This window comes from Pseudoduganella sp. GW821-FHT11H04, assembly GCF_058807935.1.
On sequence record NZ_JBXARE010000013.1, the window covers coordinates 1 to 26,392 of the forward strand.

Annotated in this window: 24 protein-coding genes and 1 tRNA gene; 13 read left to right on the plus strand and 12 right to left on the minus strand. The window is 61.2% G+C overall.

The genetic code is table 11. The features are described 5' to 3' along the window. Window positions 1–269: 269 nt before the first annotated feature. Window positions 270–1,046, minus strand: a complete 777-nt coding sequence (locus tag AC1RTP_RS22610; protein WP_498610685.1) for an enoyl-CoA hydratase — start codon at window positions 1,044–1,046, stop codon at window positions 270–272. 116 nt (window positions 1,047–1,162) lie between these two features. Between AC1RTP_RS22610 and AC1RTP_RS22615 the strand changes: the two genes are divergently transcribed. Both AC1RTP_RS22615 and AC1RTP_RS22620 read left to right on the plus strand, forming a co-directional pair. After that, window positions 1,163–1,600 (plus strand): universal stress protein, encoded by a 438-nt coding sequence (locus tag AC1RTP_RS22615; protein ID WP_498610687.1) that lies wholly within the window; start codon window positions 1,163–1,165, stop codon window positions 1,598–1,600. Between the two features lie 59 nt (window positions 1,601–1,659). Continuing rightward, window positions 1,660–3,294, plus strand: coding sequence for a hypothetical protein (locus AC1RTP_RS22620; RefSeq protein ID WP_498610689.1), 1,635 nt, complete (start codon window positions 1,660–1,662; stop codon window positions 3,292–3,294). On the opposite strand, the gene mltA is transcribed toward AC1RTP_RS22620, so the two are convergent. Together mltA and apaG are read right to left on the minus strand one after the other, a co-directional pair. Further along, window positions 3,291–4,514 carry a murein transglycosylase A gene (gene mltA / locus AC1RTP_RS22625; protein WP_498610691.1) on the minus strand — a complete coding sequence of 408 codons (1,224 nt, stop codon included), beginning with the start codon at window positions 4,512–4,514 and terminating at the stop codon, window positions 3,291–3,293. The genes AC1RTP_RS22620 and mltA overlap by 4 nt on opposite strands. Window positions 4,515–4,631: 117 nt before the next feature. After that, the gene (apaG, locus tag AC1RTP_RS22630) at window positions 4,632–5,006 is read right to left on the minus strand and encodes a Co2+/Mg2+ efflux protein ApaG (protein ID WP_498610693.1); all 375 of its coding nucleotides are present in this window, start codon (window positions 5,004–5,006) and stop codon (window positions 4,632–4,634) included. A gap of 101 nt (window positions 5,007–5,107) precedes the next feature. On the opposite strand from apaG, the gene rpe reads away from it, so the two are divergent. The 7 genes from rpe (at window position 5,108) to trpC (ending at window position 11,228) form a co-directional block, all read left to right on the plus strand. Then, window positions 5,108–5,773, plus strand: a complete 666-nt coding sequence (rpe, locus tag AC1RTP_RS22635) for a ribulose-phosphate 3-epimerase (RefSeq protein ID WP_498610695.1) — start codon at window positions 5,108–5,110, stop codon at window positions 5,771–5,773. A 5-nt stretch (window positions 5,774–5,778) separates the two neighbouring features. Then, window positions 5,779–6,465, plus strand: a complete 687-nt coding sequence (locus tag AC1RTP_RS22640; RefSeq protein ID WP_498610696.1) for a phosphoglycolate phosphatase — start codon at window positions 5,779–5,781, stop codon at window positions 6,463–6,465. 177 nt (window positions 6,466–6,642) lie between these two features. Beyond that, window positions 6,643–8,139 carry an anthranilate synthase component I gene (gene trpE / locus AC1RTP_RS22645; protein WP_498610699.1) on the plus strand — a complete coding sequence of 499 codons (1,497 nt, stop codon included), beginning with the start codon at window positions 6,643–6,645 and terminating at the stop codon, window positions 8,137–8,139. Between the two features lies 1 nt (window position 8,140). Continuing rightward, a complete protein-coding gene (locus AC1RTP_RS22650) occupies window positions 8,141–8,707 on the plus strand; it encodes an anthranilate synthase component II (protein WP_498610701.1) in 567 nt (188 codons plus the stop codon). Window positions 8,708–8,721: 14 nt separating this feature from the next. Further along, entirely contained in the window at window positions 8,722–9,759 is a 1,038-nt protein-coding gene (gene trpD / locus AC1RTP_RS22655) for an anthranilate phosphoribosyltransferase (RefSeq protein WP_498610704.1), read from the plus strand. A 3-nt stretch (window positions 9,760–9,762) separates the two neighbouring features. Beyond that, window positions 9,763–10,419 (plus strand): LysE family translocator, encoded by a 657-nt coding sequence (locus AC1RTP_RS22660; RefSeq protein WP_498610707.1) that lies wholly within the window; start codon window positions 9,763–9,765, stop codon window positions 10,417–10,419. A gap of 8 nt (window positions 10,420–10,427) precedes the next feature. Then, window positions 10,428–11,228 (plus strand): indole-3-glycerol phosphate synthase TrpC, encoded by an 801-nt coding sequence (gene trpC / locus AC1RTP_RS22665; protein ID WP_498610710.1) that lies wholly within the window; start codon window positions 10,428–10,430, stop codon window positions 11,226–11,228. Here the strand turns inward: trpC and AC1RTP_RS22670 are convergent. Both AC1RTP_RS22670 and AC1RTP_RS22675 read right to left on the minus strand, forming a co-directional pair. Further along, a complete protein-coding gene (locus tag AC1RTP_RS22670; protein ID WP_498610713.1) occupies window positions 11,225–12,349 on the minus strand; it encodes a hypothetical protein in 1,125 nt (374 codons plus the stop codon). The two genes, trpC and AC1RTP_RS22670, sit on opposite strands and share 4 nt — an antisense overlap. A 111-nt stretch (window positions 12,350–12,460) precedes the next feature. Then, a complete protein-coding gene (locus AC1RTP_RS22675; protein WP_498610716.1) occupies window positions 12,461–14,050 on the minus strand; it encodes a hypothetical protein in 1,590 nt (529 codons plus the stop codon). Window positions 14,051–14,131: 81 nt separating this feature from the next. Here AC1RTP_RS22675 and AC1RTP_RS22680 point away from each other — a divergent pair, with 81 nt between their 5' ends. Beyond that, a complete protein-coding gene (locus AC1RTP_RS22680) occupies window positions 14,132–15,175 on the plus strand; it encodes a S41 family peptidase (RefSeq protein ID WP_498610720.1) in 1,044 nt (347 codons plus the stop codon). On the opposite strand, the gene AC1RTP_RS22685 is transcribed toward AC1RTP_RS22680, so the two are convergent. The 7 genes from AC1RTP_RS22685 to AC1RTP_RS22715 are packed head-to-tail and all read right to left on the minus strand — an operon-like array spanning window position 15,176 to window position 23,383. After that, window positions 15,176–16,348: a GGDEF domain-containing protein gene (locus AC1RTP_RS22685; protein ID WP_498610722.1), complete on the minus strand. Its 1,173-nt coding sequence runs from the start codon at window positions 16,346–16,348 to the stop codon at window positions 15,176–15,178. It lies immediately after the preceding gene. Window positions 16,349–16,356: 8 nt separating this feature from the next. Beyond that, the gene (locus tag AC1RTP_RS22690; protein ID WP_498610724.1) at window positions 16,357–18,144 is read right to left on the minus strand and encodes a M61 family metallopeptidase; all 1,788 of its coding nucleotides are present in this window, start codon (window positions 18,142–18,144) and stop codon (window positions 16,357–16,359) included. Further along, window positions 18,141–18,743, minus strand: a complete 603-nt coding sequence (locus AC1RTP_RS22695; protein WP_498610726.1) for a nucleotidyltransferase family protein — start codon at window positions 18,741–18,743, stop codon at window positions 18,141–18,143. Before AC1RTP_RS22695 ends, AC1RTP_RS22690 begins: the two co-directional genes overlap by 4 nt. Window positions 18,744–18,758: 15 nt before the next feature. Continuing rightward, window positions 18,759–20,966: a xanthine dehydrogenase family protein molybdopterin-binding subunit gene (locus AC1RTP_RS22700; RefSeq protein WP_498610728.1), complete on the minus strand. Its 2,208-nt coding sequence runs from the start codon at window positions 20,964–20,966 to the stop codon at window positions 18,759–18,761. 11 nt (window positions 20,967–20,977) lie between these two features. Then, window positions 20,978–21,436 carry a (2Fe-2S)-binding protein gene (locus tag AC1RTP_RS22705; RefSeq protein ID WP_498610730.1) on the minus strand — a complete coding sequence of 153 codons (459 nt, stop codon included), beginning with the start codon at window positions 21,434–21,436 and terminating at the stop codon, window positions 20,978–20,980. Window positions 21,437–21,445: 9 nt separating this feature from the next. Further along, window positions 21,446–22,165 carry a DsbC family protein gene (locus tag AC1RTP_RS22710; protein WP_498610732.1) on the minus strand — a complete coding sequence of 240 codons (720 nt, stop codon included), beginning with the start codon at window positions 22,163–22,165 and terminating at the stop codon, window positions 21,446–21,448. Window positions 22,166–22,177: 12 nt separating this feature from the next. Beyond that, entirely contained in the window at window positions 22,178–23,383 is a 1,206-nt protein-coding gene (locus AC1RTP_RS22715; protein WP_498610736.1) for an FAD-dependent monooxygenase, read from the minus strand. Between the two features lie 75 nt (window positions 23,384–23,458). Here AC1RTP_RS22715 and AC1RTP_RS22720 point away from each other — a divergent pair. From AC1RTP_RS22720 to AC1RTP_RS22730, 3 genes are all read left to right on the plus strand, one after another. Beyond that, window positions 23,459–23,534: transfer RNA gene (locus tag AC1RTP_RS22720), tRNA-Phe, on the plus strand. Between the two features lie 259 nt (window positions 23,535–23,793). Then, on the plus strand, window positions 23,794–23,976 hold the full coding sequence (locus tag AC1RTP_RS22725; RefSeq protein WP_498610740.1) for a hypothetical protein: 183 nt from the start codon (window positions 23,794–23,796) through the stop codon (window positions 23,974–23,976). A gap of 31 nt (window positions 23,977–24,007) precedes the next feature. Then, complete coding sequence (locus AC1RTP_RS22730) at window positions 24,008–26,323, plus strand: archaeosortase/exosortase family protein (protein ID WP_498610743.1); 2,316 nt, start codon at window positions 24,008–24,010, stop codon at window positions 26,321–26,323. Window positions 26,324–26,392 lie beyond the last annotated feature (69 nt).

Consider the following 26,392-nt stretch of genomic DNA (forward strand, 5'->3'; position numbering starts at 1 on the left):
TGAGCATCAGGCCCGAAGGCCTGGGCATATCGTCAAACGCCCACACTTATCGACTGTTGATTTTTAAAGATCGCTGCGTTTAGCGACAAATCGTTGTGTTTGTCAGCAGCAGAGAAGCGAGATTATGCGGTACAGCGTGCAACTCGTCAACCCCGTTTTTTAATGCCCCGCACTAAAAAACTTTTCTCGTTTCGCTCTGCTGTTTTGTCAGCACTGCGTTGCGAGGGACAGAACTATAGCAAAGGGTTCGCTGTACCGCAAGGGTCAATTTACAGACCTTCGAAATTCGGGGTGCGCTTCTCGAGGAAGGCATACATGCCTTCGCGTTGGGCTGGCGTGCCAAAGCCTGCGTGGAACAGGCGGCGCTCGTAGTTCACGCCTTCGCTCAGGGTGGTTTCGAAGGCGCGGTTCACGCAATCCTTGATTTGCATCGCTACCGATACCGGCATCTGGGCGATGCCTTGGGCGATTTTCAGCACTTCTTCGATCAGCTTGTCGGCTGGGACGATGCGCGACACGAGGCCAATGCGCTCGGCTTCTGCTGCATCGATCATGCGGGTGGTCAGCAGCATGTCCATGGCTTTCGACTTGCCGATGGTGCGCGGCAGGCGCTGGGTGCCGCCGGCGCCCGGGGTAACGCCGACTTTGATTTCCGGCTGGCCGAACTTGGCGCTATCCGCTGCGATCAGGAAGTCGCACATCATCGCCAGTTCGCAGCCGCCGCCCAGGGTGAAGCCGGCCACGGCGCCGATTACTGGCTTGCGCACTTTCAGGATGTGCTCCCAGTTGCGGCCAATATAGTTGTCGCGATGGGTGTCCTGGTAGGTGTAGTCCTTCATTGCGGCGATGTCGGCGCCAGCTGCGAATGCCTTCTCGCTGCCGGTCAGCACGATTACGTGGATAGCAGGATCTTTGTCGAACTTGGCGAAGGCTTCGCCCAGCTCATTCATCATATTGTCGTTCAGCGCATTCATCGCCTTTGGGCGGTTCAGGCGGATCAGTGCGACTTTGTCGTGCACTTCTACGAGCAGGTCCTGGTATTCCATAAAATCTCCTTTAGTCGGTTAGCTATCGGGCAATTGTAGCTGTTCGGTACGAAGCGTGCGCCTTTGAATGAGGGGCAGACCTACACTGGGCTGGAGTATTTGTCGGGAGAAGCGCCATGTTCAAGTCGATTTTGCTGCCCACCGATGGCTCGCAACTTTCGGAACGGGCCACCCAGACTGCGATCGAGTTCGCGAAAATCCATAGAGCGCGCATTACGGCGGTGGCGGTGATCCAGCCCCTGCCCTTTGTTCCCATGGCGGATGCGGCAGTGCTGCCGGATGCGGGTATATTCGACCGCGAGGTGCGGAACAGTATGCAGACGGCTGTTGATAAAGTGCTGGCAGCCGCCAGTGCTGCCGGCATTCAGTGCGAAACCATTCTGGGCGAAGCAGTCAATCCTTATGAGGTAATCGTCAAGGCTGCGGGAGACCACCACTGCGACATCATCTTGATGGCGTCCCACGGCCGCAAGGGATTGAACAAGCTATTCCTCGGTAGCGAAACCCAGAAAGTCCTCGCCCACACCCATCTACCGGTCTTGGTGCTGCGATAGTCCTGCCATGGTTGCGAGTTTGGTAATATTTACCGAATTTACAACTTCCCAGGATAAGCATGCCGCGTATTTACCTGTTGGCAGGGCTAGCGCTCGTCATGTCCGGCGCCGCAGCCGACAATATTCGTGTCACGGTGCGCCTCTCAACGCCCGAGGCGCTGGAGGTCAGTTACGAGCTGCCGGCGGACTGCCCCCAATTGCCATTTGTGAAAAATGGCCGCGGCGCGGCCGAGATTCGTTCGCGTTGGCAGGCAATCGACGATTGCGGCCTGGCTGACGGCGATACACTCACGCGCGGCACGAAGAGCTGCAAGGCGCTCACCTTCCGCGTACCTGCAACGACCAGGAAGATAACCGGCTACCCAGGCTCCTACCCGACTGGTGAGGGAATATACGCGCACATGTCGAATTACGCGGTGGGAGAAGCCTGCGGCAAGGTCAGCTACCGCTTTGCAGCTCCAGGATCGATCCTGACCGGCCTGACGCGGCATGAGGACACGGCGCCTGCAACTGCGGATGCGGCGGCGATGCTGTTCCCTGCCCGCCTGGCGAAATCCGGCACCAGCCTTGATTACTACGACCCCGCGCTGCCTTCAGCCACTGTGGCCCAGATGCGCGATCGCGCCGAGCACACTGCGGCCTGGCTGCATCAGCGCATGCCTGGTACGCCGCTCAGGCGGCCCATCATTGCTGCCACTATGGCAAAAGAACCCGGCGATCCGAATATCGCCGGCAATGCGGGTGAACTGGTGCATATGGCGCTAATCAACTGGCCCGCCGAGCCATCGCCCGAGCTATCGCGCCTGGCGAACAAGTTGGTGGCGCATGAAGTGAGCCACGGCTTCCAGATGCGTGACGCGGTGGACATTTACCGCGACTCCCGCTTGATCCATGAGGGCGGCGGCGAATTCCTGCGCTGGATGGTGTCGCTGCACCAGGGCTGGCTAACGCCGCAAGATGCCGCGGCCGAACTTGATAGTGCGCTAGCCTCGTGCATGCTCGTTGCCGATGACCGGAGCTGGCATGATTTGCCGGCATCCGAAATCGGTGGAAACCGCCTGGAATATGAATGCGGCCTTGCCGCCTATGTCTACGCGATGGCGGCACGTCAAGGCAAGGGCGACGCCCTTGCTCGCGTCGACGATTTCTATCGCCAGGTGCGTAAAGGCGCCAAGCCCGATTTTGCGCAGGCGATGGAATGCGGCCATCAACCCTGCAAACCCAAGGTCCTGACTGCGGTGCTGGATGGCAGCGGGCCGATGCGCGAGCAGTGGGCAAAGGTACTCGACGAGACCGAACTGGCGCGGCCGGTCGCGCCAACCCAGCGACAGACCGACGCAATGATGTACCGTGCGCTGAGCAAATTGATGAAGGAAGATTGCCAAGGCAAGCAAAGTACGACACCAACCCGCGCCAGCGTATTAATGGATAGCTACCCTGTCTGCGCGACCCTGCGCAAGGATGTGGAGGTGGTACAGGTGGAGGGCTTGCCGCTGTTCGGCAGCGCTGATGCGCTGCCGGCGATGTCGCAGGCTTGCGCCGCGCGTCATGAAGTAGTGCTCGGGCTGAAGGATGGTGCGACGCTGGCCATGCCCTGCCGCACGCCTTATAACGCCAGCACGCGCATGTATGCTGCCGATATCGGCAAGATCATGCGCGCGCTGGGCGTGCCGGAGCCGAGCAAAGGCCTTTAACGCGCCAACTTAGGCAGCAGCACCCAGATATTGCCGCGCTGTTTCATGCGGCCGGCCAGGTCGGCCGCTTCGGCGCCAAAGCCGAAGAAGAAGTCGAGACGGATGGCGCCCTTGATGGCGCCGCCCGTATCCTGCGCCATCATCAACCTTTGCAGCGGCATTCCATCGTCGCCAGGCAGCGTGGTGTTCAGGTAGACCGGCGCGCCAAGCGGCAGCTGGTTGCGGTCGATTGCCACGGAACGCTGCGGCGTCAACGGCACGTTAAGCGTCCCTTTAGGACCAACTTTCGGGTCCGGCAGCTTTTCCTCTTTAAAGAAGACATAGCTTGGATTCGCATTGAACAGCTCTTGCTGGCGGGTCGGATGGCCATCGATCCAGGCCTTGATGCCCTGGGCCGTCGCCTGCTCGGTCGTCAGCTCGCCCTTCTGCACCAGCCATTTGCCGATCGACTGGTATGGGCGGCCATTCTGGTCGGCATACGCCACACGCACGGTTTCGCCATCGGCCAGCTGCACGCGGCCGGAGCCCTGCACTTCCAGGAAGAATGCTTCCACCGCATCGTCCACCCACAGCAGCTCATTGCCCGGCAGGCCGGATTTGCTGATTTCGTCACGCGCCGGGTATGGCACCACGCGCTTGCCCTTCAGGCGGCCGCGCACGCGCTTGTTCGCCAGCTCAGGATAGACGGAGCCGAGGTCGATGATGACCATATCTTCCGGCACCTTATACAAAGGCGTCTGGTACGGGCCGCCCTTCTTGCGGGCGCCGCGCAGCAGCGGCTCGTAATAGCCGGTAATCAGGCCACTGTCGCCGCCATCGGGAGAAATCACCTGGTGCGGGTCGAAGAAGGATTCAAAGTACAGGCGGATGGCCGATTCGCTATTAGCGTCCACCGTTTTGGCGATGGCGCAAGGCTCCTTCCAGTCCGCGCTCCCGGCCATTTTGGAGCAGGACAGCATGAAGGCCGGCCAGGCGGCGCGCAGGTCATCGCGCCCCCAGCCCGGCAGGTCGGCAAAACGAGCGGGGATGAATTCCGCCTTGGCCGGTGGCGTCGGCGTGGCCGGCACGGTCGGCTGCGCCGGCTGCACTGGCGGCTGGGCGGGCACGGTCGGCGCGGGTTGTGGCGGTTTAACCGGTGGAGGCGGAGGCGTAACGCAGCCAGCCAGCATCAACGCGACGGCGGCGGCGCAAACGGGTAAACTACGGCGTGTCAAAAACATGAGGTGTTATCTATGTGGTATCTGATGCTTGAAGCGGTTGTGGCGCTGTTCCTGCTGGTATTCATCGTCTGGTGGACTCTGCCGTCCAATAAAAAGAAGAAGGACGGCGACAAATAATCAATGCAGGGTGCGCGGCAGGGACAGCACGAACTCTGGAATCTTGGTTTCGAACTGGTGGCCATCCTCGGCCACGCAGAAGTATTCGCCATACATGGAGCCCTGCTGCGTGCGCAGCTGGGTACCGCTGGTGTACTCAAACACCTCGCCCGGCGCCAGCAAGGGCTGGTGGCCTACCACGCCAAGGCCGCGCACTTCTTCCACGTGGTTACTGGCATCGGTGATCACCCAGTGGCGGGAGATCAGTTGCGCCGGCACGGTGCCGGTATTTTTGATGGTAATTGTGTAAGTAAACACAAAATTGGTGCGGTCCGGGTTGGACTGTTCCGGCAGGTACTGGGTACGTACCTCGACCGCAAACTCATACTTGGCCATGGGCTTTCCTTCGTGACAATTGGGCAATTCTAGTCCAAGCAATCGGACAGCGTCCGCACACCAGCGTAAAATAACGCATCTTTTTTACCAGCCGACCAGCCATGACCACTTTCCGTATCGCTCCGAGCATCCTGTCCGCCGACTTCGCCCGCCTGGGTGAAGAGGTCCGCAATGTTGTTACCGCCGGCGCCGACATCATCCACTTCGACGTGATGGACAACCATTACGTGCCGAACCTGACCATCGGCCCGCTGGTGTGCCAGGCGATCCGCCCGCACGTGCAAGTGCCGATCGACGTGCACCTGATGGTCAAACCGGTCGACCGCATCATTCCTGATTTCGCCAAGGCTGGCGCCAACATCATCACCTTCCACCCGGAAGCGTCCGACCACATCGACCGTTCGCTGCAACTGATCCGCGACAACGGCTGCAAGGCGGGCCTGGTGTTCAACCCTGCCACCCCACTGAGCTACCTGGACCACGTGATGGACAAGATCGACATGATCCTGATCATGTCGGTGAACCCAGGCTTCGGCGGCCAGTCCTTCATCCCTCAGGCACTGAAGAAGATCGCCGAAGCGCGCCGCCGCATCGACGAATCCGGCCGCGACATCATGCTGGAAGTCGACGGCGGTATCAAGATCGACAACATCAAGGCCGCAGCGGAAGCAGGCGCCGACACCTTCGTGGCAGGTTCCGCGATCTTCGGCCAGCCTGACTACAAGGCCGTGATCGACGCGATGCGCGCCCAACTGGCTTCGGTGTAATCGGTATGGCGGCGGTCCTGCGCGGCGTAAGGGCCGCCATCATTGACCTCGACGGCACGATGCTCGATACGATGCCCGACTTCGAGGTAGCCATCAACCTGATGCGCGAAGAGCTGGGCCTTGCGCCCATCGGCGTGGCGCAGATCGAGCTGATGGTCGGCAAAGGTTCCGAGAACCTGGTACGGCGCGTACTCGCGCTGGACTATGACGAGGAAGGCGTTGAGCGCATGTTCGCGCAGGCGATGGAGGCTTACCAGCGCCATTACCTTGTTATCAACGGCCGCCACAGCGAGGTGTATGCCGACGTTGTGGCAGGCCTGCAGGCGATGAAGGCCAATGGCCTGCGCCTGGCCTGCGTGACCAATAAGCCGGTGGCCTTCGCCAAGCCACTGCTGGCACTGAAAGGCCTGGACGGCTATTTCGAGGTGCTGTTCGGCGGCGATTCCTTCGAAAAGAAGAAGCCCCACCCCATGCCGCTGCTGAAGGCTTGCGAATTTTTCGACCTGCCGCCGGCGCAAGTAGTGGCGATTGGCGACTCTTCAAACGATGCAGAAGCGGCCCGCGCGGCAGGCTGTCCTGTGCTTACTGTGCCATATGGTTATAACCACGGAGTGGGTATACATGAGACAGATTCCGATGGTATAGTTGACACGCTTCTTCATGCAGCTGAACTGATTTCACGCGCAAACTAGACAAATGTTTCTCAACAAAAGACACAATGTAACCCACCGGGGCTCGATTGAGGCCTGGCTGTGGCGACGCTGGCAATCCTGACTTAGTCCTGATTGCTGTCGGCGCACGCACATGTGTTCCGGCAGGTTTTTTGTAACCTACCGCCACCACCTTAACCATGGCGGAACGGAGAGAACATGACCGAACTCGAATTCAAATCCCTGGCCGCGGAAGGCTACAACCGCATCCCTCTGATCGCGGAAGCTTTCGCCGACCTGGAAACCCCGCTCACCCTGTACCTCAAGCTGGCCCAAACCCAGAACTACGGCAAGAACACCTTCTTGCTGGAGTCGGTGGTAGGCGGCGAGCGTTTCGGCCGCTACTCTTTCATCGGCCTGCCTGCCAACACCATCCTGCGCAGCACCGGCAAGCTGACCGAGATCGTCAAGAACGGCCAGGTGATCGAGACCCACGAAGGCAATCCCCTCGACTTTATCGAGCAATACCAGGCGCGCTTCAAAGTCGCCGTGCGTCCGGGCATGCCACGCTTCTGCGGCGGCCTGGCCGGCTATTTCGGCTACGACACCGTACGCCACATTGAAAAGACACTGGCCAAGACCCAGCCAAAGGACGACCTGGGCCTGCCGGAAATCCAGCTGATGGTGACCGAGGAACTGGCTGTCATCGACAACCTGTCCGGCAAGCTGTACCTGATCGTGTACGCCGATCCGCAGCAGCCGGAAGCCTACTCGAAAGCACGCCAGCGCCTGAAAGACCTGCGCGCCCTGCTGCGCCGCGGTGTCGATGCGCCGGTAACCACGCCTTCGGTACGCACTGAAACTATTCGCGACTTCGCCAAAGAGGATTACCTCAAAGCGGTCGCCAAAGCACACGAATACATCCTGGCCGGTGACCTGATGCAGGTGCAGATCGGCCAGCGCATCCGCAAGCCTTATGTGGATTCGCCGCTCACGCTGTACCGCTCCCTGCGTTCGCTGAACCCGTCGCCGTATATGTACTTCTACAATTTCGGCGATATGCAGATCGTTGGCGCCTCGCCGGAAATCCTGGTGCGCAACGAGACCCTGCCTGACGGCGAGAAAAAGGTCACGCTGCGCCCGATCGCCGGCACCCGCACGCGCGGCAATACGCCGGAACGCGATGCAGCGCTGGCCGAAGAACTGCTGAACGATCCGAAGGAAGTCGCCGAGCACGTGATGCTGATCGACCTGGCACGCAATGACCTGGGCCGCATCTCCGACATCGGCACGGTCAAGCTCACCGACAAGATGGTGATCGAGAAGTACTCCCACGTGCAGCACATCGTCTCCAATGTAGAGGGCAAGCTGAAGAAAGGCATGTCCAACCTGGACGTGCTGCGCGCGACCTTCCCTGCCGGCACACTGACCGGCGCGCCGAAAGTGCGTGCGATGGAAATCATCGACGAACTGGAAATCAGCAAGCGCGGCATCTACGGCGGCGCGTGCGGCTACCTGTCCTTCGGCGGCGAGATGGATGTGGCGATTGCGATCCGCACCGGCGTGATCAAGGACGGCATGCTGTACGTGCAAGCCGCCGCCGGCATCGTTGCCGACTCGATTCCGGAAATGGAATGGCAGGAAACTGAAAACAAGGCGCGCGCCGTGCTGCGCGCGGCCGAGCAAGTGCAAGATGGCCTGGATGGGGAGTTCTGAAATGCTGCTGATGATCGACAACTACGACTCCTTCACCTACAACATCGTGCAGTATTTCGGTGAGTTGGGCGAAGACGTGCGCGTACACCGCAACGACGAAATCACCATCGCCGAAATCGAAGCATTGAATCCTGACCGCATCTGCATCTCGCCGGGTCCAAAAGATCCGTCGCAGGCGGGCATCTCGCTGGAAGTGCTGAAACACTTCGCCGGCAAGAAACCTATCCTGGGCGTCTGCCTGGGACACCAGGCCATCGGCGAAGCCTTTGGCGGCAAAGTTATCCGAGCCAAGCAAGTCATGCATGGCAAAACTTCTCTTATCGCGCATACGGGTGTGGGCGTGTTCCAGGGCTTACCCAGCCCGTTCACGGTAATCCGCTACCACTCTTTGGCAATCGAGCGATCCTCGCTGCCTTCCTGCCTGGAAGTCACAGCCTGGACCGACGACGGCGAAATCATGGGCGTGCGGCACAAGGAGTACGACATCGAGGGTGTGCAGTTCCACCCTGAGTCCATCCTGTCCGAGCACGGCCACGCCTTGCTGAAGAATTTCCTCGATCGCAAATAAGAGAAGGAAGCATCATGTCTATCACGCATCAAGAAGCACTGGTTCGCTGCATCGAACACCGTGAGATTTTCCACGACGAGATGCTGCACCTGTTCCGCCAGATCATGTCCGGCGAAATGTCGCCGGTGATGGTGGCGGCGCTGACCATGGGCCTGCGCGTCAAAAAGGAAACCATCGGCGAGATCACCGCTGCGGCGCAAGTCATGCGCGAGTTCTCGACCAAGGTGCCAATGGCCGACACCTCCAACCTGGTGGATATCGTCGGCACCGGCGGCGATGGCGCCCACACGTTCAATATTTCCTCCGCTTCGATGTTTGTCGCCGCAGCCGCTGGTGCGCGCGTGGCCAAGCATGGCGGGCGTTCCGTGTCGTCGTCTTCCGGCAGCGCGGACCTGATCGAATCGCTCGGCGCGCACATCAATCTGAAACCTGAGCAGATCGCTCAGTCGATCGCGCAAACCGGCATCGGCTTCATGTTCGCGCCGAACCATCACGCTGCGATGAAACATGTGGCGCCTGTGCGCCGCGAGCTGGGCGTGCGTTCGATCTTCAACATTCTTGGCCCGCTGACCAATCCGGCCGGCGCGCCGAATATCCTGATGGGCGTGTTCCACCCGGACCTGGTGGGCATCCAGGTGCGCGTGCTGCAACGCCTGGGTGCGCAGCATGCGGTGGTGGTGTATGGCCGCGACAATATGGACGAAGTGTCGCTGGGCGCGGGCACCATGGTGGGTGAACTGGTCAACGGCGAAATCCGTGAGTACGAGATTCATCCGGAAGATTTCGGCCTGTCGATGATCGCTTCGCGCAACCTGAAGGTGGCCGATGCAACGGAATCGAAGGCGCGCGTGATGGAAGCGCTGCGCGGCGAACCGGGTCCTGCCTCCGACATTGTGGCGCTGAATGCCGGTACCGCGCTGTACGCGGCAGGCGTGGCTTCGTCGATCGAGGATGGCCTGAAGCGTGCGCGCGAGGCTGTGAAGTCCGGCGCGGCGGTCGCCAAACTCGAACAATTCGTACGCGTTACTCAGGAACTCGGCAAGGAGGGCTAAGCGATGTTCGGCATTCATGACCTGACGCTGTTTGTGATTTCCGGTCTGCTGCTGAATATCATGCCGGGGCCGGATTCGCTGCTGATCATGGCGCGCAGCGCCACGCAAGGCTGGCGCGCAGGGTGCGCGGCGGCGCTGGGCATTGGTTCGGGGACGATGGTCCATATCAGCGCAGCTGCTCTGGGGCTGTCGGCAGTCCTGGCCACATCGGCGACAGCGTTCACTGTCGTCAAATGGGTCGGCGCCGCATACATCGTCTGGTGCGGCATCGGCATGCTGCGTGCGCGGCTGAAGCGCGGCGACGCGGCAGCGGATGGCGCGGCGGCAGCAGCGCAAGCGCCGGCTGCACTGCCCTACCGCAAAATCTTCGCCCAGGGCTTCCTGACCAATGCGCTGAATCCGAAAGTCGCGCTGTTCTTCCTGGCCTTCGTACCGCAGTTCATCGACGCAGGTGCGACTAATAAGCCATTGGCCTTCCTGATCCTTGGCTGCATTTTCAACTTCAACGGCATGCTGTGGTGTAACGGCCTTGCCATCTTTACCGCCTTCGCAAGCGCGAGGCTGAAGGTCAAACCGCTGGTAGCCCTGTGGCTTAACCGCGTAACCGGCAGCCTGTTCATCGCCCTCGGCGCGCGCCTGGCACTGTCCGAACAAAACTGAGATTCATCATGTCCGATATCCTGAACAAAATCCTGGCCGTGAAGGCCGACGAAGTGGCGGCCGCCAAAAAGCACCGCAGCCTGCAATCCCTGCGCGACGAAGTGGAAGGCGACAAGGAACTGCGCGCCAACCTGCGCGGCTTTGAAGCCAGCCTGCGCAAGAAGATCGAAGCCGGCCAGGCCGGCGTGATCGCGGAAGTGAAGAAAGCCTCGCCATCGAAAGGTGTGCTGCGCGCCGACTTCCGCCCGGCCGACATCGCCGAGAGCTACGCCAAGGCCGGCGCGGCCTGCCTGTCCGTGCTGACCGACGCTCAATTCTTCCAGGGTTCCAACGAATACCTGAAGCAAGCCCGCGCCGCCTGCGACATCCCGGTCCTGCGCAAGGACTTCATGGTCGACATGTACCAGATCTATGAAGCGCGCGCGATGGGCGCCGACTGCATCCTGCTGATCGTGTCCGCACTGGACCACGGCTTGATGGCGGAAATGGAAGCCTGCGCCCACGAACTGGGCATGGATGTACTGATTGAATCGCACGACGGCGAAGAACTGACTGCGGCCCTCAACCTGAAGAGCCGCCTGATTGGCATCAACAACCGCAACCTGCGTACCTTTGACGTCACGCTGGACACCACGCTGGGCCTGCTCTCCCGCATTCCGCAAGAGCGCATGGTGATCACCGAATCCGGCATCATGTCCCCGGCAGACGTGCAGCGCATGCGCGAGAACGACGTGCACGCCTTCCTGGTGGGTGAAGCCTTCATGCGCGCGCCCGACCCGGGAGCCGAGCTGCGCAAGCTGTTTGCTTAATGCCCGTAAGGCGAGCTGACCAAGCCTGCAATTGCAGCCACGGCCAGCAAGCCAAGCGTGATTTTGATGGAAGGCAGCATCGCCTTCTCATCAAGGCCGCCTAGCTCACGCACCTCGCCGGTAGACAGCAAGGCATTCCGCGTGGTGAGGCCGGCCTCTTTCAACACACCGCCAGCGCGGAAATAGGTCCAAGCAACCACCAGGGTGCCGAGCCCAGGGACCAGCGCTATCGGCGCAAAGCGCAACATGCGGAACCAGTTGGACTCCAGCGCCTGCCCAAGCTGGACCACCGCGAACACGCCCAGCACGCCCATTGCCAGCAGCACCGGCATCAGGACCGGCGACTTGATCCGCAACACCCACACGAGAACGGCCAGCGCGATCTGGCCGATCACCGCGATAGCTGCCAGGCGCTGTGCCTCGGCGGCCTTGAACATTGCGTCATCCGCTTCGATGCCACCGATATGATCCGCGGCTGCAGCTGCGGCAGGCACCTTGGCGCGAGCCTGGCTTGCGGCAGGTTTGGCGCCTTTACGCGATTCTGGAAGGACCGTAGCGCGGCAGCTGGCGCGTTCGCGCAAGGCGTGGACGTAAATCTCGCCCTGTGAGCGAGTCAACCCTTTCTTGACCAGGGTACGTCGGCCCGAATGCAACAGCTGCACCATTTGCGGCAGGGGCTGGTTCATCAGCTCCGCCAGCTTCCTGGCAGCGACATCGGCCTCCACGCCTTCCAGCGGGCCTTCCAGCACGACTTGGAATGCCTGCGGACGGTGAACCGAGCCATTCTGCTCGTCCGCCACAGTCACGCCCAGGTCGCTGGCAATACGAATCAAGTGAGGGATCACTTCGCTGTGGCGGCGCGCAATTCCAACGGTGCCATAGCCGCCTTTGAAGTTGTCACCCAAGGGGCCATCGGCCCAAGGGCAATCGTCGATGCCGGAATCTGCTGGCCCGTAGCTGGTCAGGCAAGGGAACATCTTCAATGCAGCATCGCGGAAACTTTTCAGCTGCTGCGATGGGGCCATGCTGACGGTATGGCCAGCCACCTGTTCCAGGAAAGGGAAAACATCCGCATCGTCGGCTGGAACTTCGCGGGCGATGACGTGCAGCGTATATGACATAGGTTTTAACTTGGCCAATTCTCAATTGGTTGATGTTAATTTACTCTATGGCAAATTAAAAGTCTCTTAGGCAAGAATACGACAGCCTTTTGGGCTGCCGTTATCTATCGACTAATAGTTGCAGCGTACTGACTTGCCGCGTTCCTTGAGCTTGAACGCCCACATGGAACCCGCCTTGTAATCCAGCGCAGTGAACGCGTCCGGGTCGGTGGATGCCACGAGATTCTTGGTCACCTGGACCGGGGTGCGCGTCTCATCGCTCCAATAAATCGCACCACGGGCAAAGGTCCAGCGGCCGCTGAACTCCCCGCCGCCCTGGCCGGAGAGCGGGTAGGCCAGGTATTTGCCATCGTCGCCGATTTCGTATCCATACTTGCCGCTGTCTTTCTCCACCACCCAGGTCCCCACGTATTCGCAGGGCGCTACCGACGAGGGCAATTCGCTCAACTGCCTCAGCGACGCGGGCTCCGCCTTGCCGCTGCCCGCCGCTTCCGTCCCCTTGTTTTTCCCCATCATCCCGTTGCTCATGTAGATGACGAAGACCAGGAAAAAGATACCCCATGCCAGCTTGGTCGACTGAAGGCGCTCGCCTTCGTCCATTGCCCCGAGGTAGCGCACATCCGCCTTGGATGCACCGAACAAGCCGGTCTTGTAGCCCGCTTTCTTTAGGCGTCGGGCGCCCAGATGGCCGAGTACGAGCATGACCAGGAAGCTCACCACCACCGCGATGTCCACTGAGCGCATGGTCAGGTGCAGGAACGGGCTGGCGACCCCGACAATGATCGGCGACAACGCGGCCAGCATCAGCACAGCGCGCACTGGCCCGCTATAGCGCAGGCCAGATGTAAGACGCATGATGCCGTACACCTGCAACATCATCAACAGGAAGGCGCTGAAAGCCGACGGCACCGGCTGCATCAACTGGAGTATGCCGCGCAGCACCCAGGACAGCATAATCGCGCAGCAGACCAGGCGTATGCCCTCCGCCACTTCATACAGTTCTTCGTCGGTGCCGTTGGCGGTTAGCGCGGCTTCAGCCGCCGCAGCGGCGGCAGCTTCAGCCTCCGCTTCGGCCTTGGCGGCGCGCGACATCGGCGGCATCACGTTCTTCGGCGGCTCTTCAACTCTCGGCGCAAGCACGATGGCAGGCGCAGGAGGCTTTTCGCGCGGTGCGGGGCCGGATTCGTGCGCCAGCGTAGTACGGCAACCGGCGCGATCACGCAAGGCATGCGAGTACTGTTCCGCCACGAAGCGCGATACGCCTTTTTTAACCACCGTGCGGCGGCCGCCGGACAGCAGCGCCAGCATTTCCGTCACAGGCTTGCGCATCAGGGCCGCCAGCTTTTGGGCGGCTTCGCCCAGGGCCACGCCTTCGGCCGGACCTTCCAGCACCACCTGGTAGGTCGGTGGACGATGCACCTCGCCCGACTGGTTATCCACCACGGTCAGGCCAAGCTCACCTGCGATATACAGCACATGCGGCACCACCACTTTGCGGCGCCTTACCACGGTCAGGCGGCCAACTTCGCCCGCGTAATGGCCGTCCGACCACGGCGTATCGGGAAAAAGAGCTGCCAACGTGTCATTAAAGCGCTTCAACAAGGCGGAAGGCGGCTGCTCCCCCGCGTCCGCGCGAAGTTTGTTCAGGAATGGAAAAACTTCCATGTCCACTTCGGGAGTGGTCACGGATGCAAGTTGCATCTGGTAACTCATACAATTCTGCTTAAAAAATAATTAACGCATGTTAAATTACTATTAGGTAAAAATAAAGTTTAGCGATACATGAAAACCACAAGCAAACTCGCTGTCCTGGCCGGATTGGTGGCTTTTTATTTCTACGCGATCGCCCCCATGCTGTTCGGAGTTTCCCAGGCTCGCGAGAGCGCCGGCCAACCGATGGCGGTGGCGGAACGCAAGGCGATGATCCAGATTCTTCTGGCGCGCCTGGACGGCTATTACCTGATGCCGGAAAAAGCCGCGGAAATGCGGCGCGTGGTCGAAGCGGCCGAAGCCTCCGGCAAATACGAGCACCTGACTGCTGGCGCGCAGCTGGCGAATGCGCTGACCAGCGACTTGCACAGTGTGCAGAGGGACCATCACCTGAGCGTCGAATACAAATCCATCCCGCTGGCTCCCGAAGAACCGCCGCAAGGTTCAAGGCCGGATTTTGGCCCCGATCCCGGCCTGCTGGCAGCCGGCATGCGTGCAGTCGCCGGGGTATTCCGCAATTACGGCGTGACAGAAGTTTCGGTATTGGATGGTAATGTCGGCTACCTCAGGGTGAGCGGCTTCCCGCCCGCCTACCTGGCCGCGCCGAAATATGCGTCCGCGATGCGCAAGCTGCACGATACGCGCGCCATGATCGTCGACTTGCGCAATAACGGCGGCGGCTACGGCCAGGCGGCAGAGACCCTTGCCAGCTACTTTTTCGACCAGCGCACACGCCTGAACGATACGGTATACCCGCGCGAAGGAGTGGCGGTGGAAGGCTGGACCGCCGAAAAACTGGACGGGCCGCGCTATGGCCAGCAAAAGCCGGTGTACGTCCTGACCAGCCGCGGCACGTTTTCCGCAGCGGAGGATTTTGCCTACGCGCTACAGCAGCAAAAGCGCGCCCTGGTGGTTGGCGAATCCACGCGCGGCGGCGCACATCCGGTCGAATTATTCCGGCTGTCCGACCATTTCCGCGTCTGGGTGCCGACCGGGTGGTCGCATAACGTGATCAGTAACGGCAACTGGGATAAGACCGGCGTCAAACCGGACCTGCCAATGGCAGCAAATGAGGCGCTGCTGCGCTCACAGGACCGCCTGGGGGCCATGCGCTGATCAGGCGGCGATTGAAGCAGGCGGGGCGACTTCGGCCCGGTTACGGCCATTGGCCTTGGCGCGGTAGAGCGCCGCGTCGGCGCGCGACAGCAAGCTATCCAGCGTTTCGCCGGGAGCCTGCTGGCCCGCGATACCGATACTGACCGTGCAAGGCGGCAGGCCAGGCTGCTGGCTATCGCGCAGCAGCGACTGGATGCGCTGCGCCAGCTGCTGCGCGTGCGGCAGCGCGGTGTCCGGCAGCAGCACCACGAATTCCTCGCCGCCAAAACGCGCCACATAGTCGGCCTGGCGCGCAGTGCGCATGATCACCGTCGCCACGTGCACCAGCACCTTATCGCCCTGCGCGTGGCCGTGCTGATCGTTAATGGACTTGAAAAGATCGAGGTCGATCGCCATCAGCGACAGCGGCGAGTCGATGCGCTGCTGGCGCGCCCGCACACGGCTGAAGCATTGCAGGAAGCCGCGCCGGTTCAGCACGTTGGTCAAAGGGTCGTGCGTGGAACGCTGCTCCAGGATTTTTTGCAGCTTGCGCGTGGCCAGCATGAGGAAGGCTACCGTCATCAGCAAAGCCATGAAGTTGGCCAGCGCCAGGTAGACGTTGGCCAACGCGCTATTGCGCATCAAGCTAGCCGCATCCTGGTCGACCATGAACAGGGCTGCCACACCGCGCGACAAGGTGTTCACCGATTGCATCGCCAGCAGTACGCCGAAGAACCAGCAAGTGAAATGCGACGTACGGTGGCGCCACACCAGCCTTAATTGGTCGATATAGAAAATGGAAACGAAGAAGCTGAACGCCGCCGCGCGGTGCGGGAAGTTCGGTTCCACCAGCAACCACCACAGGATGGCTGCCAGCTCCAGCATCCAGGCGGCATGGAAGATCTTCCAGCCGGGCGGCTCGCCGTAGAAGCGGCGCGTGCCCACCATGGACAAGCCGATGCCGCACATCAGGCATGCATTGGCGGCCGGCAGCGCGATCACGTCCGGCAAGGCGCCGCGCAGCATGAACAAGGTGCCGGCGCAGACCATGGCCACCAGGCCGCATGCCCAATGGCCGACGCCCGCCACCTCGCGCCGGAAGCTCAGGTGCACCGAATACATGGCTACCGCCAGCACCGCGCAGGTGAGCGTGGTGGTGAACAGGATGGTGAACGGGTCCAGCGCGAACTTCACTGCTTCTTTCAGGCAGTTGGGCGGCGCAGGCTGCTCTTCTGCTGCTCCACGGCGATAGTGATGCCCGGCGCGCGGTCGCCCTGCAGGGTGACGTCGAATACCATCAATTCATCGCGGCGGAAAGCATGCACCTGCACGGTATCGCCTACCTTGTAGCGCGCCAGCAAGCCGTCAACATTGGACGGGTTACCGGTCACGCGCAGGCCATCGATTGCCACCAGCAGGTCGAGGGCGGACAGGCCGGCCTTCTGTGCGGCGCCGCCGTCATGCACGGCGCTCAGCTTGCAGTCGGCGCCATCGCGGCCCAGGTTGACGTCCAGGCTTGGCTTGGACGCCTTGCGTTCGTCCTTGTAGCCGACGCCGAACTGCGGCAGCAGCTTGGCCAGCGGTACGTCTTCGGTGCCCTTGATGTATTTGTCAAAGAAGGTCTTCAGCTTGAAGCCGGCCACGCTGTCGAACAGGGCCTCCACTTCTTCCGGCGTCACGCCGCGCGGCTTGCCGTTGTAGAAGTCGCGGCCGAACTTCTGCCACAGTGCGCGCATGATGTCGTCCAGCGAGCGCTTGCCATTGGTCTTGGCGCGGATGGTCAGGTCCAGGCCCAGACCGACCAGCGAGCCTTTGGCGTAGTAGCTGACGATAGCGTTCGGCGAATTCTCGTCCTGGCGGTAGTACTTGCCCCAGGCGTCGAAGCTGGAATCGGCGACACTTTGCTTGTTGCGGCCGCTGCCGCGCAGTACCGCGCCGACAGTCTTGCCCATCATTTTGTAATAGCCGTCTTCCGACAGCAGGCCCGCGCGTACCAGCAGCAGGTCGTCGTAGTAGCTGGTGAAGCCTTCGAACAGCCAGAGCAGCGGGGTGTAGTTCTCCACCTGATAGTCGTACGGTGCGAACACCGCCGGCTTGATGCGCTTGACGTTCCAGGTGTGGAAGTACTCGTGGCTGCACAGGCCGAGGAACTTCATATAGCCTTCGCTCGGCTCCTTGCCTTTCTGTGCGGTGGTCGGCAAGTCGGAGCGGGCGCAGAACAGGGCCGTGGAGGCGCGGTGTTCCAGGCCGCCGTAGCCGTCGCCCGTCACCATCGTCATGAAGACGTAGCGCTCCATCGGAGCTTTTTTCGTGCGCGGTTCGAAGAAGCCGATTTGCGTTTCGCAAATCTGTTTCAGGTCGGCGCAGACGCGGGCGATGTCGAGGTTGGGCACTCGGCCGGTGAAGACCACGTCGTGCTGCACGCCCAGAGCCTTGAAGCTGGCCATTGCAAAGTTACCCATTTCGACCGGGCTGTCGATCAGTTCATCGTAGTTTTCAGCGATGTAGGTGCCAAAGCCGTAGCGCTTGGCCTTCAATTCCTTCATCGCAGTGGCGACGCGCCATTTGGCTGCAGCTTCATGCGCAGGGCGCTGGATGTCGACCACGTGCGGTTCGTCTTCCTGGCCGACGGCGCGAAGGAAGACGCTGGTGCCGTTGAAAAAACCGTGGGTCTGGTCCAGGTGGGCGGCGCGCACCGACAAGTCCCAGGCATACACCTCATAGTGCACGGTGAGCTTGCCTTTGACGGGTGCGGCTTGCCAGGAATGCTTATCCAGCTTGGCCAGTTCCACCGGCTGGCCGCCTGCCTCGGCGCGGATCTGCACAATGTTGCGCGAGAATTCGCGGATCATATAGCTGCCGGGTATCCAGGCAGGCAACACCAGGACCTGGCCTTCCGGCTCCGGCGCGTCGATGGTCATCGTGACCTGGAACATATGGGCCGCCAGGTCTTTGGCGGTGATGGCGTAGCTGATTTTTTTGTTTTTCATTTGATGTCGGACGGTGTGTCGATGTCCTGCAGGATGCCGGGATCATCCACCGCCAGTTCGTTAACCGGATTGTTCTTCAATATGCTGCGGGCGCCCTGGTCGCCTTGCAGCGCCAGCAGGGCTGGCAAATGGGCGCGGCCGAATGCGACGGGATTGCCGCGCTGGCCTTTGTGCATCGGCGCGGCGATCGACGCCTCCCCGCCCCGCTCTACTTGCTGCGCCAGGGCCATCATGGTGGCCGTGCGCACGAAAGGCATGTCGGCCAGTGCAATCAGCCAGCCCGAAGCTGCGTGCGCCCGTTGCACCCCGCATGCCAGCGATGCGGCCATGCCGCTTCCGGCGTCGTCGCAGGCCACGACATCGCAACCCATTTCGCGTAGCAGGCTTGCCGTTGCAAAGTCTTCCGGCCGCACCACCGCGACGACGCGCGGCACGGCGGCCAGCAAAGCGCGTGCACTGGCGGCGGCGACGGGCTCGCCGCCGGGCAAGGCCTGCAGCAGCTTGTTGCGCGCGCCTGCCGGGTCGAAGCGGCTGCCCCTCCCGGCGGCCAGCAGGATGCCGACGATGCCGGGCCTCACGGAAGCTTCAGGTACGGACACGCGCTACGCCCTGCCCTACGCTTTGGACAAGTCGAACGGCAGCTTGCGTATGCGCTTGCCGGTCAGCTTGAACACAGCGTTGGCCAGTGCCGGCGCCAGCGGAGGCAAGCCCGGCTCGCCCATGCCGGTCGGGTTGTCGGTCGACGCGACGGTGAAGACCTCCACCACCGGCATATCCGTCATGCGCGCCACCGTGTAGTCGCTGAAGTTGGACTGTTCGACCACCCCGTCCTTCAGCGTGATCGCAGCACCAGGCAAGGTCGCGCCAAGCCCCATCAGCGCCGCACCCTGCACCTGGGCCTCGATTGTCATCGGGTTCACCGGCAGGTTGCAGTGCACGCCGGCCGTCACCTTGTGCAACTTGGGCTGGCCGTTCTTGACCGAAGCGACTACCACGTATGCCACGGAGGTCTCGAACGATTCGTGCAGCGCCACGCCCCAGGCCTGCCCTTTCGGCAGCTTGGTCTTGCCGTAGCCCGACTTCTCGACCGCCAGGTTCAGCGCCGCCAACTGGCGCGGATGCTTGGCGGGATCGATCATCTTGCGGCGGTATTCGACAGGATCCATCTTGGCCACGTGCGCCGCCTCGTCGATCAGCGTCTCCATCACGAAGGCGGTGTGGGTGGACCCCACGGAACGCCACCACAGCACCGGCACGTTGGTTTTCACGTTGTGGACGGTCAGGTTCATCGGCACCGAGTACGGGTCGCCCATGCCTTCCACCATGGTTGCATCGACGCCATCCTTCACCATCATCGGCTCGAACGGCGTGCCCGCGAGGATGGACTGGCCCACGATCACATGGTTCCAGCCGACGATGTTGCCCTTGGCGTCGAAGCCGATATCGGCCTGGTGCACGTGGGAAGGACGGTAATAGCCGCCCTTGATATCGTCCTCGCGGCTCCAGATGATCTTGACCGGTCCCTTGCCCCAGGCCTTGGCAACGTTGACTGCTTCCACGATGTAGTCCGAAGTCGGCACCGCGCGGCGGCCGAAGCCGCCACCCGCCATCATGGTGTTCAGCGTAACCTTGTCAGGCGTCATGCCGGCCGCTTTGGCAGCAGCCACCGCGTCCAGGGTCTGGAACTGGCTGCCCGCCCAGATGGTGCAGGAGTCGGCACGCAAGTCCACAACGCAGTTCAGCGGCTCCATCGGCGCGTGCGCCAGGTAAGGGAATTCATAGGTTGCGCTGATTTTCTTCGGCGCTTTGGCGATGGCCGCAACGTCGGCCTTCTTCACCGGAATGCCGGCAGTTTTAGCCAGTTTCCTGTACTCGGCCAGCTGCTGTTTGCTGCTGACTTTTTCCAGGCCCGCGGTATCCCACTCGACCACCAGCGCATCGCGGCCCTGTTTGGCCGGCCAATAGCCATTGGCCACCACCGCCAGGCCGCTGCCCCCACGATCGGTGTCGACCTTGATCACATCGAGCACGCCTGGAATCGCCTTGGCCTTGGAGGCGTCGAACTTCTTCACCTTGCCGCCAAAGACCGGCGGATGTGCCAGCACAACGACCTTCGCGCCATCCGGTTTGAAGTCCATGCCGAATTGCTGCGTGCCGGTAGACTTGGCGCGCGCGTCGAGACGCGGAGTCGGCTTGCCGATGATGGTGAAGTCTTTGACGTCTTTCAGCTTGACCACTTGCGGGACCGGCTGCTTCATCGCCGCATCGGCCATCGAGCCGTAGGTCGCGCTCTGGCCGGAAGGACCAGTCAGCATACCCTTCGACGCGTGCACCTGCGCCGCTGGCACCTTCCATTGCTCGGCCGCCGCAGCGACCAGCATGGCGCGTGCACGGGCGCCAATTTCACGATACTGCTGCCAGGAGTGTTTGACTGCGGTCGAACCGCCTGTCATCTGGATGCCGAAATTAGGGTCTTTGTAAGGATCACCTGCCGGCGCCAACGCCGAATGCACCTGCGACCAGTCCGCATCCAGTTCCTCGGCGATCAGCATCGGCAATGCCGTCTGCACGCCCTGGCCAAACTCAAGGCGGTTGACCTGGATCGTGATGGAATTGTCCGGTGCGATGTGGAGGAAAGCGTTGGGCGCCACCGGCGGCTTGGCCGGCGCGTCGGCCGCAATCGCACGGGCAAAACGCCCGCCGCCGCTGGCGACGTAGAAGCCGAGGATCAAGCCGCTGCCGGCTTTGAGGAAAGTACGGCGCGAAACCCCGGAGGATTCCGCGACGTCCGCTTGAGCTGCCATGAACCATTCTTTGCGCATGGCGGCCTCCCTTAAGCGATGGATTTCGCGGCGTCTTTGATTGCCGCGCGAATCCGTTGATAGGTGCCGCAGCGGCAGATATTGCCCGACATGGCGTTGTCGATATCGGCGTCGGTCGGCGCCTTATTCGTGCGCAGCAGGGCCGTGGCGCTCATCACCTGGCCGCTCTGGCAGTAGCCGCATTGCGGCACGTCGTGCTTGACCCAGGCATCCTGCACCGCCTTGCCCACCTTGTCGCCGGACATGGCCTCGATGGTGGTGATCTTCTGTCCCACCGCCGCCGAAATCGGCGTAATGCAGGAGCGGATCGCCTGTCCTTCCATGTGCACCGTGCACGCACCGCACATGGCCATGCCGCAGCCAAACTTGGTGCCGGTCATATTGAGGTTATCTCGTAACGCCCACAGGATAGGCGTGGAGGGATCGGCGTCGACTTGAACGTCGCGCCCGTTGATATTCAATGTGACCATGCCAGCTCCTTATTTGATGGTGGCAAACTTAGCTTCGAGGGTACGCTGATCAACTGCTCCTGCAATGCGGCTGCCGTCGGCGAAGAAGATCGCCGGCGTGCCGTTAATATTAATTTTCTGGCCCAGCGCCAGCACCTTCTCGTTAGGCGAGGTGCAGCCGGCCGGCGCGGCTGCAGGCGCTTTGCCGTGCAACATCCAGTCATCCCAGGCTTTGTTGCGGTCAGCGGAGCACCAGATGTTCTGCGACTTGGTCGTGGAGTCCGGCGACAGGATGTTGTACAGGAAAGTGTACACCGTCACGTTGTCGATGTTGGCCAGGGTGTTCTGGCGGAAGCGTTTGCAGTAGCCGCAGTTCGGGTCTTCAAAGATCGCCATCACGCGCTTGCCATTGCCCTTCACGGTCTTCATCGCGAGTTCTTTAGGCAGGTCGTCGAAGTTGATCTTGTTCAGGTCATCGATACGGGCCTGGGTCAGGTCTTGCGAAGTTTTCAGGTCGAAGATATGGCCCACGACCATGATGCTGCCGGCCTTGTCGGTGTAGCGGATTTCGCTGCCGACGCGGATCTCGTACAGGTCAGCGTATTGGGTCTTGGTGATCGAATCGATTTTGACGCCGAGGCGTTCGGTCATCACCTTGCGCAGTTGGGCTTCTTCTTTTGCGTTCTGCGCGTCCGCACAGGACATCAGCATGACCGAAGCCATTGCCAATCCCAGTTTACTCATCTTCATAGTTTCTCCGCTTTACAGCTTTCCGAGGGCATGTGAAATCAGCCGGCGCTTTACGCCCGGCAATTTATCCAGCAAGTTTAGCCCGAAATTGCGCACTGCGCGCACTGGTTCGAGATCGGCGCCAAACAGGCGCTCCAGGCCATCGGTCGCAGCCAACATCAGGCTCACCTCCTCCTTGCGCGCGCGGGCGTAGCGCGCCAGCACCCGGTCGTCGCCAATGGAGCGGTGATCTTCGCGCTCGGACACGGCCTTGACCAGTTCCTGCACGTCGCCGAAGCCCAGGTTCATGCCATGGCCGGCCAGCGGATGGACCACGTGGGCCGCATCGCCAATGAGGGCCACGCGCGACGCCACCATGGAGTGGGGGCGCATCAGGCGCAGCGGGAAGGCTTTGACCACTTCCGGCTGCAATGGTGTCAGTTTGCCCAGCTTTTCACCGGCAAAGGCGGCCAGGCGATCGGCCAGCGCGGCTGCGCCTTCGCGGCAAATGGCATCGGCCAGCATGTCCGGCGCGGACCAGACCAGCGAGACCTGCTTGCCCGGCAGCGGCAGCAGCGCCACGATGCCCTGCTCGCCGGTGAACCACTGGTGCGCCACGCCGTGGTGCGTCAGTTCGCAGGCGAAGTTGGACACGACGCCGCTCTGGTTATAAGGACGGTAATCGAGGCCGATATCGCATTGGCCGCGCACCCAGGACTGGGCGCCGTCAGCTCCGATCACCAGGGCGGCGCCAAGGTGCGAGCCATCTTCCAGCGTAATCACGGCGCCTTCTTCGTCATGCTTCAGCGCCACCGCCTTGCCGTGCACGAAATGCACGTTCTGGGCGAAGCGCAGCGCGGCGTCCAGGGCCTGGTTCAGGTTACGGTCTTCCACGATCCAGCACAGCGTGCCGGTGTGGGCGCCGTAGGCGTCGAAATTCAGGGTGCCCGCCTTGGCGCCGTCACCATTGACCAGCATGGCGTCGACCGGGGCGATACGGACCTGGTCCATCGCCCCCCAGACTTTCAGGGAATCGAGCAGGCGGTGGGCAGTGTGGTTGAGGGCGAACACGCGCACGTCCCAACTGGCCGGGTCCGGGCGCTCCGGCGCCGGCGGCGGGCCCAGCAAAGTAACACTCAAACCGGACTGGGCAAACGCGAGGGCTGCCGTTTTGGCAATGGCGCCATTGCCGACGATGCAGACAGCGGTCTGCACATGGTGATGCGAGGGCTTGTTCATCCAGCCATTATAACTTTCCCGCAATGGAAAAAGGCTATTGCAAACCAAGGATTCCCTGCTATAATGCTGCCTCTTGGCCTGGTAGCTCAGTTGGTAGAGCAGAGGATTGAAAATCCTTGTGTCGGTGGTTCGATTCCGCCCCGGGCCACCAAGAATAAAAAGTGAAAACGCCGACCCTCGTGGTCGGCGTTTTTCGTTTCACCATCCCCTCGACGGCCAACGCGTTCTGCTTCAGACGCCAGCATTGGTGTCGGTATTTTTTACATTTCCCCCCTGGCTTGCCCTTTATAACCTAGTGCGGTTGACTCCGGCCTCACTATGAAGAATGCGGATTAACGTGATGGATTGCACAATCCGGCATGGGAATTGCAGCTTGTTATTCGTTGTCAAGTTCACACAGGGGAACAAATATGAAAATCGTTCTGTTGGCATCCGCTGCGGCGGCTTCATTATTGGCAAGTTCCGCGTTCGCTGGCATTCCCACACCACTGGGGACTCCGCTCGGTTCGGCGCTCCCGCTGGCAGGTGCCGGTGTAATGGGTATTGCCGCCGTTGCTCTCGTCGCCGGCATCCGCATGTTGCGCCGCAAGTAGGGTTGATAGGCTTCTCGCCAGCGGCAACGTAATGGTCGATGAGTTCAATACGCCGTTTCAAATTGCATTCTTCTCGACGGTCGGCGTGTTGCTGCTGCTTGAAAGAGCCAGCGCTTGGCGCCGCGAAGCCGTTGAAACCGGCACCCGCTGGACAAGCAACATCAGCCTGCTCGTCATTGGCAGCCTGATCTCGGGACTGATCGTTCCGGTCGGACTGGTCGGCTTCGCCAACGCGCAGCCGCCGGGTCCGATGGCACGCCTTGGCTGGCCAATGGCTGTGCAGATCGTCGTGACCTTCGTTGTGCTTGACCTGCTGCGCTACTGGGAACATCGGCTGTACCATCGTGTTCCGCTACTTTGGCGCCTGCATCTGGTACATCACAGCGATACCCAGGTGGATGTCACGACCACGGAGCGCCACCATCCTTTGGAATTGGTTCTTGGCACGGCATTCCTGCTGTTGCTGATCTATGCCTTCGGCTTTCCGGCTACCGGCATCGGCATCTACCTGCTGGTCGCCACCGTGGTAACTTTGTATTCGCATGCGAACCTGCATCCGCCGCCTGCCCTCGACCGTGTCATGCGGCACTGGATCGTCACCGCGCCGTTACACGCAGTCCATCACTCGGACCTGAAGGTCCAGACCAACAGCAACTTCTCGACGGTGCTGCCAGTCTGGGACCGGCTGTTCGGCACTTACTCGGATCCGGAGCAAGCGCTTGTCGCGCGATTCGGGCTTGAATATTTTCACGAACCAAAGGACGCAGGGCTGAGCCGTGTTTTGCTGCAGCCGTTCCTGTACCGGCGCCACATGCATTATCCGGCCCGCACTTACAACAGGCATTCCAATACGTCCCTGCTTTCTACTGCGGCCACACTTGACCGACATTGGGCCACCGTCCTGCTCTGGGGGCTCCCCGGCTTCATGCTCGCCGCGCTAGCCCTTTGGCCAACATTGCAAGACCTGGCGCGGATATGGTCAGGCAGCGAATCGTATCAATATGGCTGGCTCGTGATCCCGATGGTGGTGTACCTGCTGGGGTGGCACCGCCAGCAGGAAATCCTGTCCATGACGCCGCAACCCGGTTTTGCCGGCGTTCTGGTGACGCTTACCGGTGCGGCACTGTGGGGCATGGCATCGGCCATGAATCTCGACGTCGGCTGCCATGTTGCCCTCGTGGTCGTGTTGCAGGGAATCGCGATGGCCTTGCTGGGATGGCGCACCTATTGGCGGCTTTTCCCGATACTTGCCTTGCTGTTTTTCATGGTGCCGGCGGGCGACCTGCTGCAGCCTATCCTGCGCAGCGCCACCATCAAGTCGATCGAGCTGTTTGCCGCACTTGCCGGCCTGCCCCATCGCGTTGATGGCTTTGTCATCCATATCGGCAGCCTGCGCTATATCGTGGTGGAAGAATGTACCGGTCAAACCTACGTGCTGCTTGCCGCCTTCCTTTGCTACAGCTTAGGTTTGCTGGTGCTCCAGTCATTCTGGAAGGTAGCTGCGCTGGGACTACTGGGCGCCTTTTTCGGTGTCTTGTCGAATGCGCTGCGTGTTGATTCCATTGTGCTGGTTGACTGGACGCGCGGCACGCAAATGTCGCTATCCTCCCATGGGGCCATCCAGTGGGCGGCATTGCTGCTGACGCTTGGGCTGGTATTTTTCATGCTGAGCCGGCTGGCGAAAGCACCGAGCGAACCGCCCCAGCCTGCCCTGCCAATACCCAGCCCCGCGCGGCAGATTTACCTGGCGCCCTTGCTCGCAGGCCTTTCAGTGGTGGCGATAACCGGTTTCGTGCACATGCGGATGCAAGGGGAAGCGCGCCTTCGCCATGGCAAGGAAATCGCCATCACCCGGCAGCGAATTCCGGGATGGGATCAGGCTGAAGGGCCGGCACAATGGAGTGCAGACCCTGCAAATCAAAGCGATTCGCTAACGCTTACCTACCATCGCAATGGCCAGGTGATGCACGTCCGGATTATTCAAGCTCTTACGTCGGCCGGCAAGCTATCCGGATCGTCTTTCGCGCCGGACGATTCGGGCGCCTGGCATGAAAGCGGGATTCAAAAATATCAGGCCTGTGCCGACTCGCGTTGCGTCGCATTGCTGCACACCACATGGCAACGCAAGCAAGGGAAGGACCGCACGCAGCATCATGCTTTCCATACCTATGGGATCGGCAACAAGCTGATCGAATCAGACCTGCAATTGCGCGCCCTCCGTGGCTGGAACAGGATTACCGGTAAGGCTGACGCGCCGTATATGATCGGACTTATGTTCGAGAATGGCGCGCCAACGGACTTCGACGTCGCGATCGCTTTCGAGGCGATCAAGCACGCAATCGACTGAGTCCTTTTCGCCCCTCATTGTTTGTCGGAAAGCTTTACACAACGCTATCGGTGCGCAGCGCATCATCGA

Excerpts from the sequence above, each read along its gene's own strand:
- AC1RTP_RS22680 (WP_498610720.1), top strand. The coding sequence starts at position 14,132 with ATGAAAACCACAAGCAAACTCGCTGTCCTGGCCGGATTGGTGGCTTTT.
- AC1RTP_RS22690 (WP_498610724.1), bottom strand. The coding sequence starts at position 18,144 with ATGAAAAACAAAAAAATCAGCTACGCCATCACCGCCAAAGACCTGGCG.
- AC1RTP_RS22715 (WP_498610736.1), bottom strand. The coding sequence starts at position 23,383 with ATGAACAAGCCCTCGCATCACCATGTGCAGACCGCTGTCTGCATCGTC.
- trpD (WP_498610704.1), top strand. The coding sequence starts at position 8,722 with ATGTCTATCACGCATCAAGAAGCACTGGTTCGCTGCATCGAACACCGT.
- apaG (WP_498610693.1), bottom strand. The coding sequence starts at position 5,006 with ATGGCCAAGTATGAGTTTGCGGTCGAGGTACGTACCCAGTACCTGCCG.
- AC1RTP_RS22650 (WP_498610701.1), top strand. The coding sequence starts at position 8,141 with ATGCTGCTGATGATCGACAACTACGACTCCTTCACCTACAACATCGTG.
- AC1RTP_RS22615 (WP_498610687.1), top strand. The coding sequence starts at position 1,163 with ATGTTCAAGTCGATTTTGCTGCCCACCGATGGCTCGCAACTTTCGGAA.
- AC1RTP_RS22670 (WP_498610713.1), bottom strand. The coding sequence starts at position 12,349 with ATGTCATATACGCTGCACGTCATCGCCCGCGAAGTTCCAGCCGACGAT.
- AC1RTP_RS22620 (WP_498610689.1), top strand. The coding sequence starts at position 1,660 with ATGCCGCGTATTTACCTGTTGGCAGGGCTAGCGCTCGTCATGTCCGGC.
- AC1RTP_RS22675 (WP_498610716.1), bottom strand. The coding sequence starts at position 14,050 with ATGCAACTTGCATCCGTGACCACTCCCGAAGTGGACATGGAAGTTTTT.
- mltA (WP_498610691.1), bottom strand. The coding sequence starts at position 4,514 with ATGTTTTTGACACGCCGTAGTTTACCCGTTTGCGCCGCCGCCGTCGCG.
- rpe (WP_498610695.1), top strand. The coding sequence starts at position 5,108 with ATGACCACTTTCCGTATCGCTCCGAGCATCCTGTCCGCCGACTTCGCC.
- AC1RTP_RS22705 (WP_498610730.1), bottom strand. The coding sequence starts at position 21,436 with ATGGTCACATTGAATATCAACGGGCGCGACGTTCAAGTCGACGCCGAT.
- AC1RTP_RS22640 (WP_498610696.1), top strand. The coding sequence starts at position 5,779 with ATGGCGGCGGTCCTGCGCGGCGTAAGGGCCGCCATCATTGACCTCGAC.
- AC1RTP_RS22610 (WP_498610685.1), bottom strand. The coding sequence starts at position 1,046 with ATGGAATACCAGGACCTGCTCGTAGAAGTGCACGACAAAGTCGCACTG.
- AC1RTP_RS22700 (WP_498610728.1), bottom strand. The coding sequence starts at position 20,966 with ATGCGCAAAGAATGGTTCATGGCAGCTCAAGCGGACGTCGCGGAATCC.
- AC1RTP_RS22660 (WP_498610707.1), top strand. The coding sequence starts at position 9,763 with ATGTTCGGCATTCATGACCTGACGCTGTTTGTGATTTCCGGTCTGCTG.
- AC1RTP_RS22730 (WP_498610743.1), top strand. The coding sequence starts at position 24,008 with ATGGTCGATGAGTTCAATACGCCGTTTCAAATTGCATTCTTCTCGACG.
- AC1RTP_RS22710 (WP_498610732.1), bottom strand. The coding sequence starts at position 22,165 with ATGAAGATGAGTAAACTGGGATTGGCAATGGCTTCGGTCATGCTGATG.
- AC1RTP_RS22725 (WP_498610740.1), top strand. The coding sequence starts at position 23,794 with ATGAAAATCGTTCTGTTGGCATCCGCTGCGGCGGCTTCATTATTGGCA.
- trpC (WP_498610710.1), top strand. The coding sequence starts at position 10,428 with ATGTCCGATATCCTGAACAAAATCCTGGCCGTGAAGGCCGACGAAGTG.
- trpE (WP_498610699.1), top strand. The coding sequence starts at position 6,643 with ATGACCGAACTCGAATTCAAATCCCTGGCCGCGGAAGGCTACAACCGC.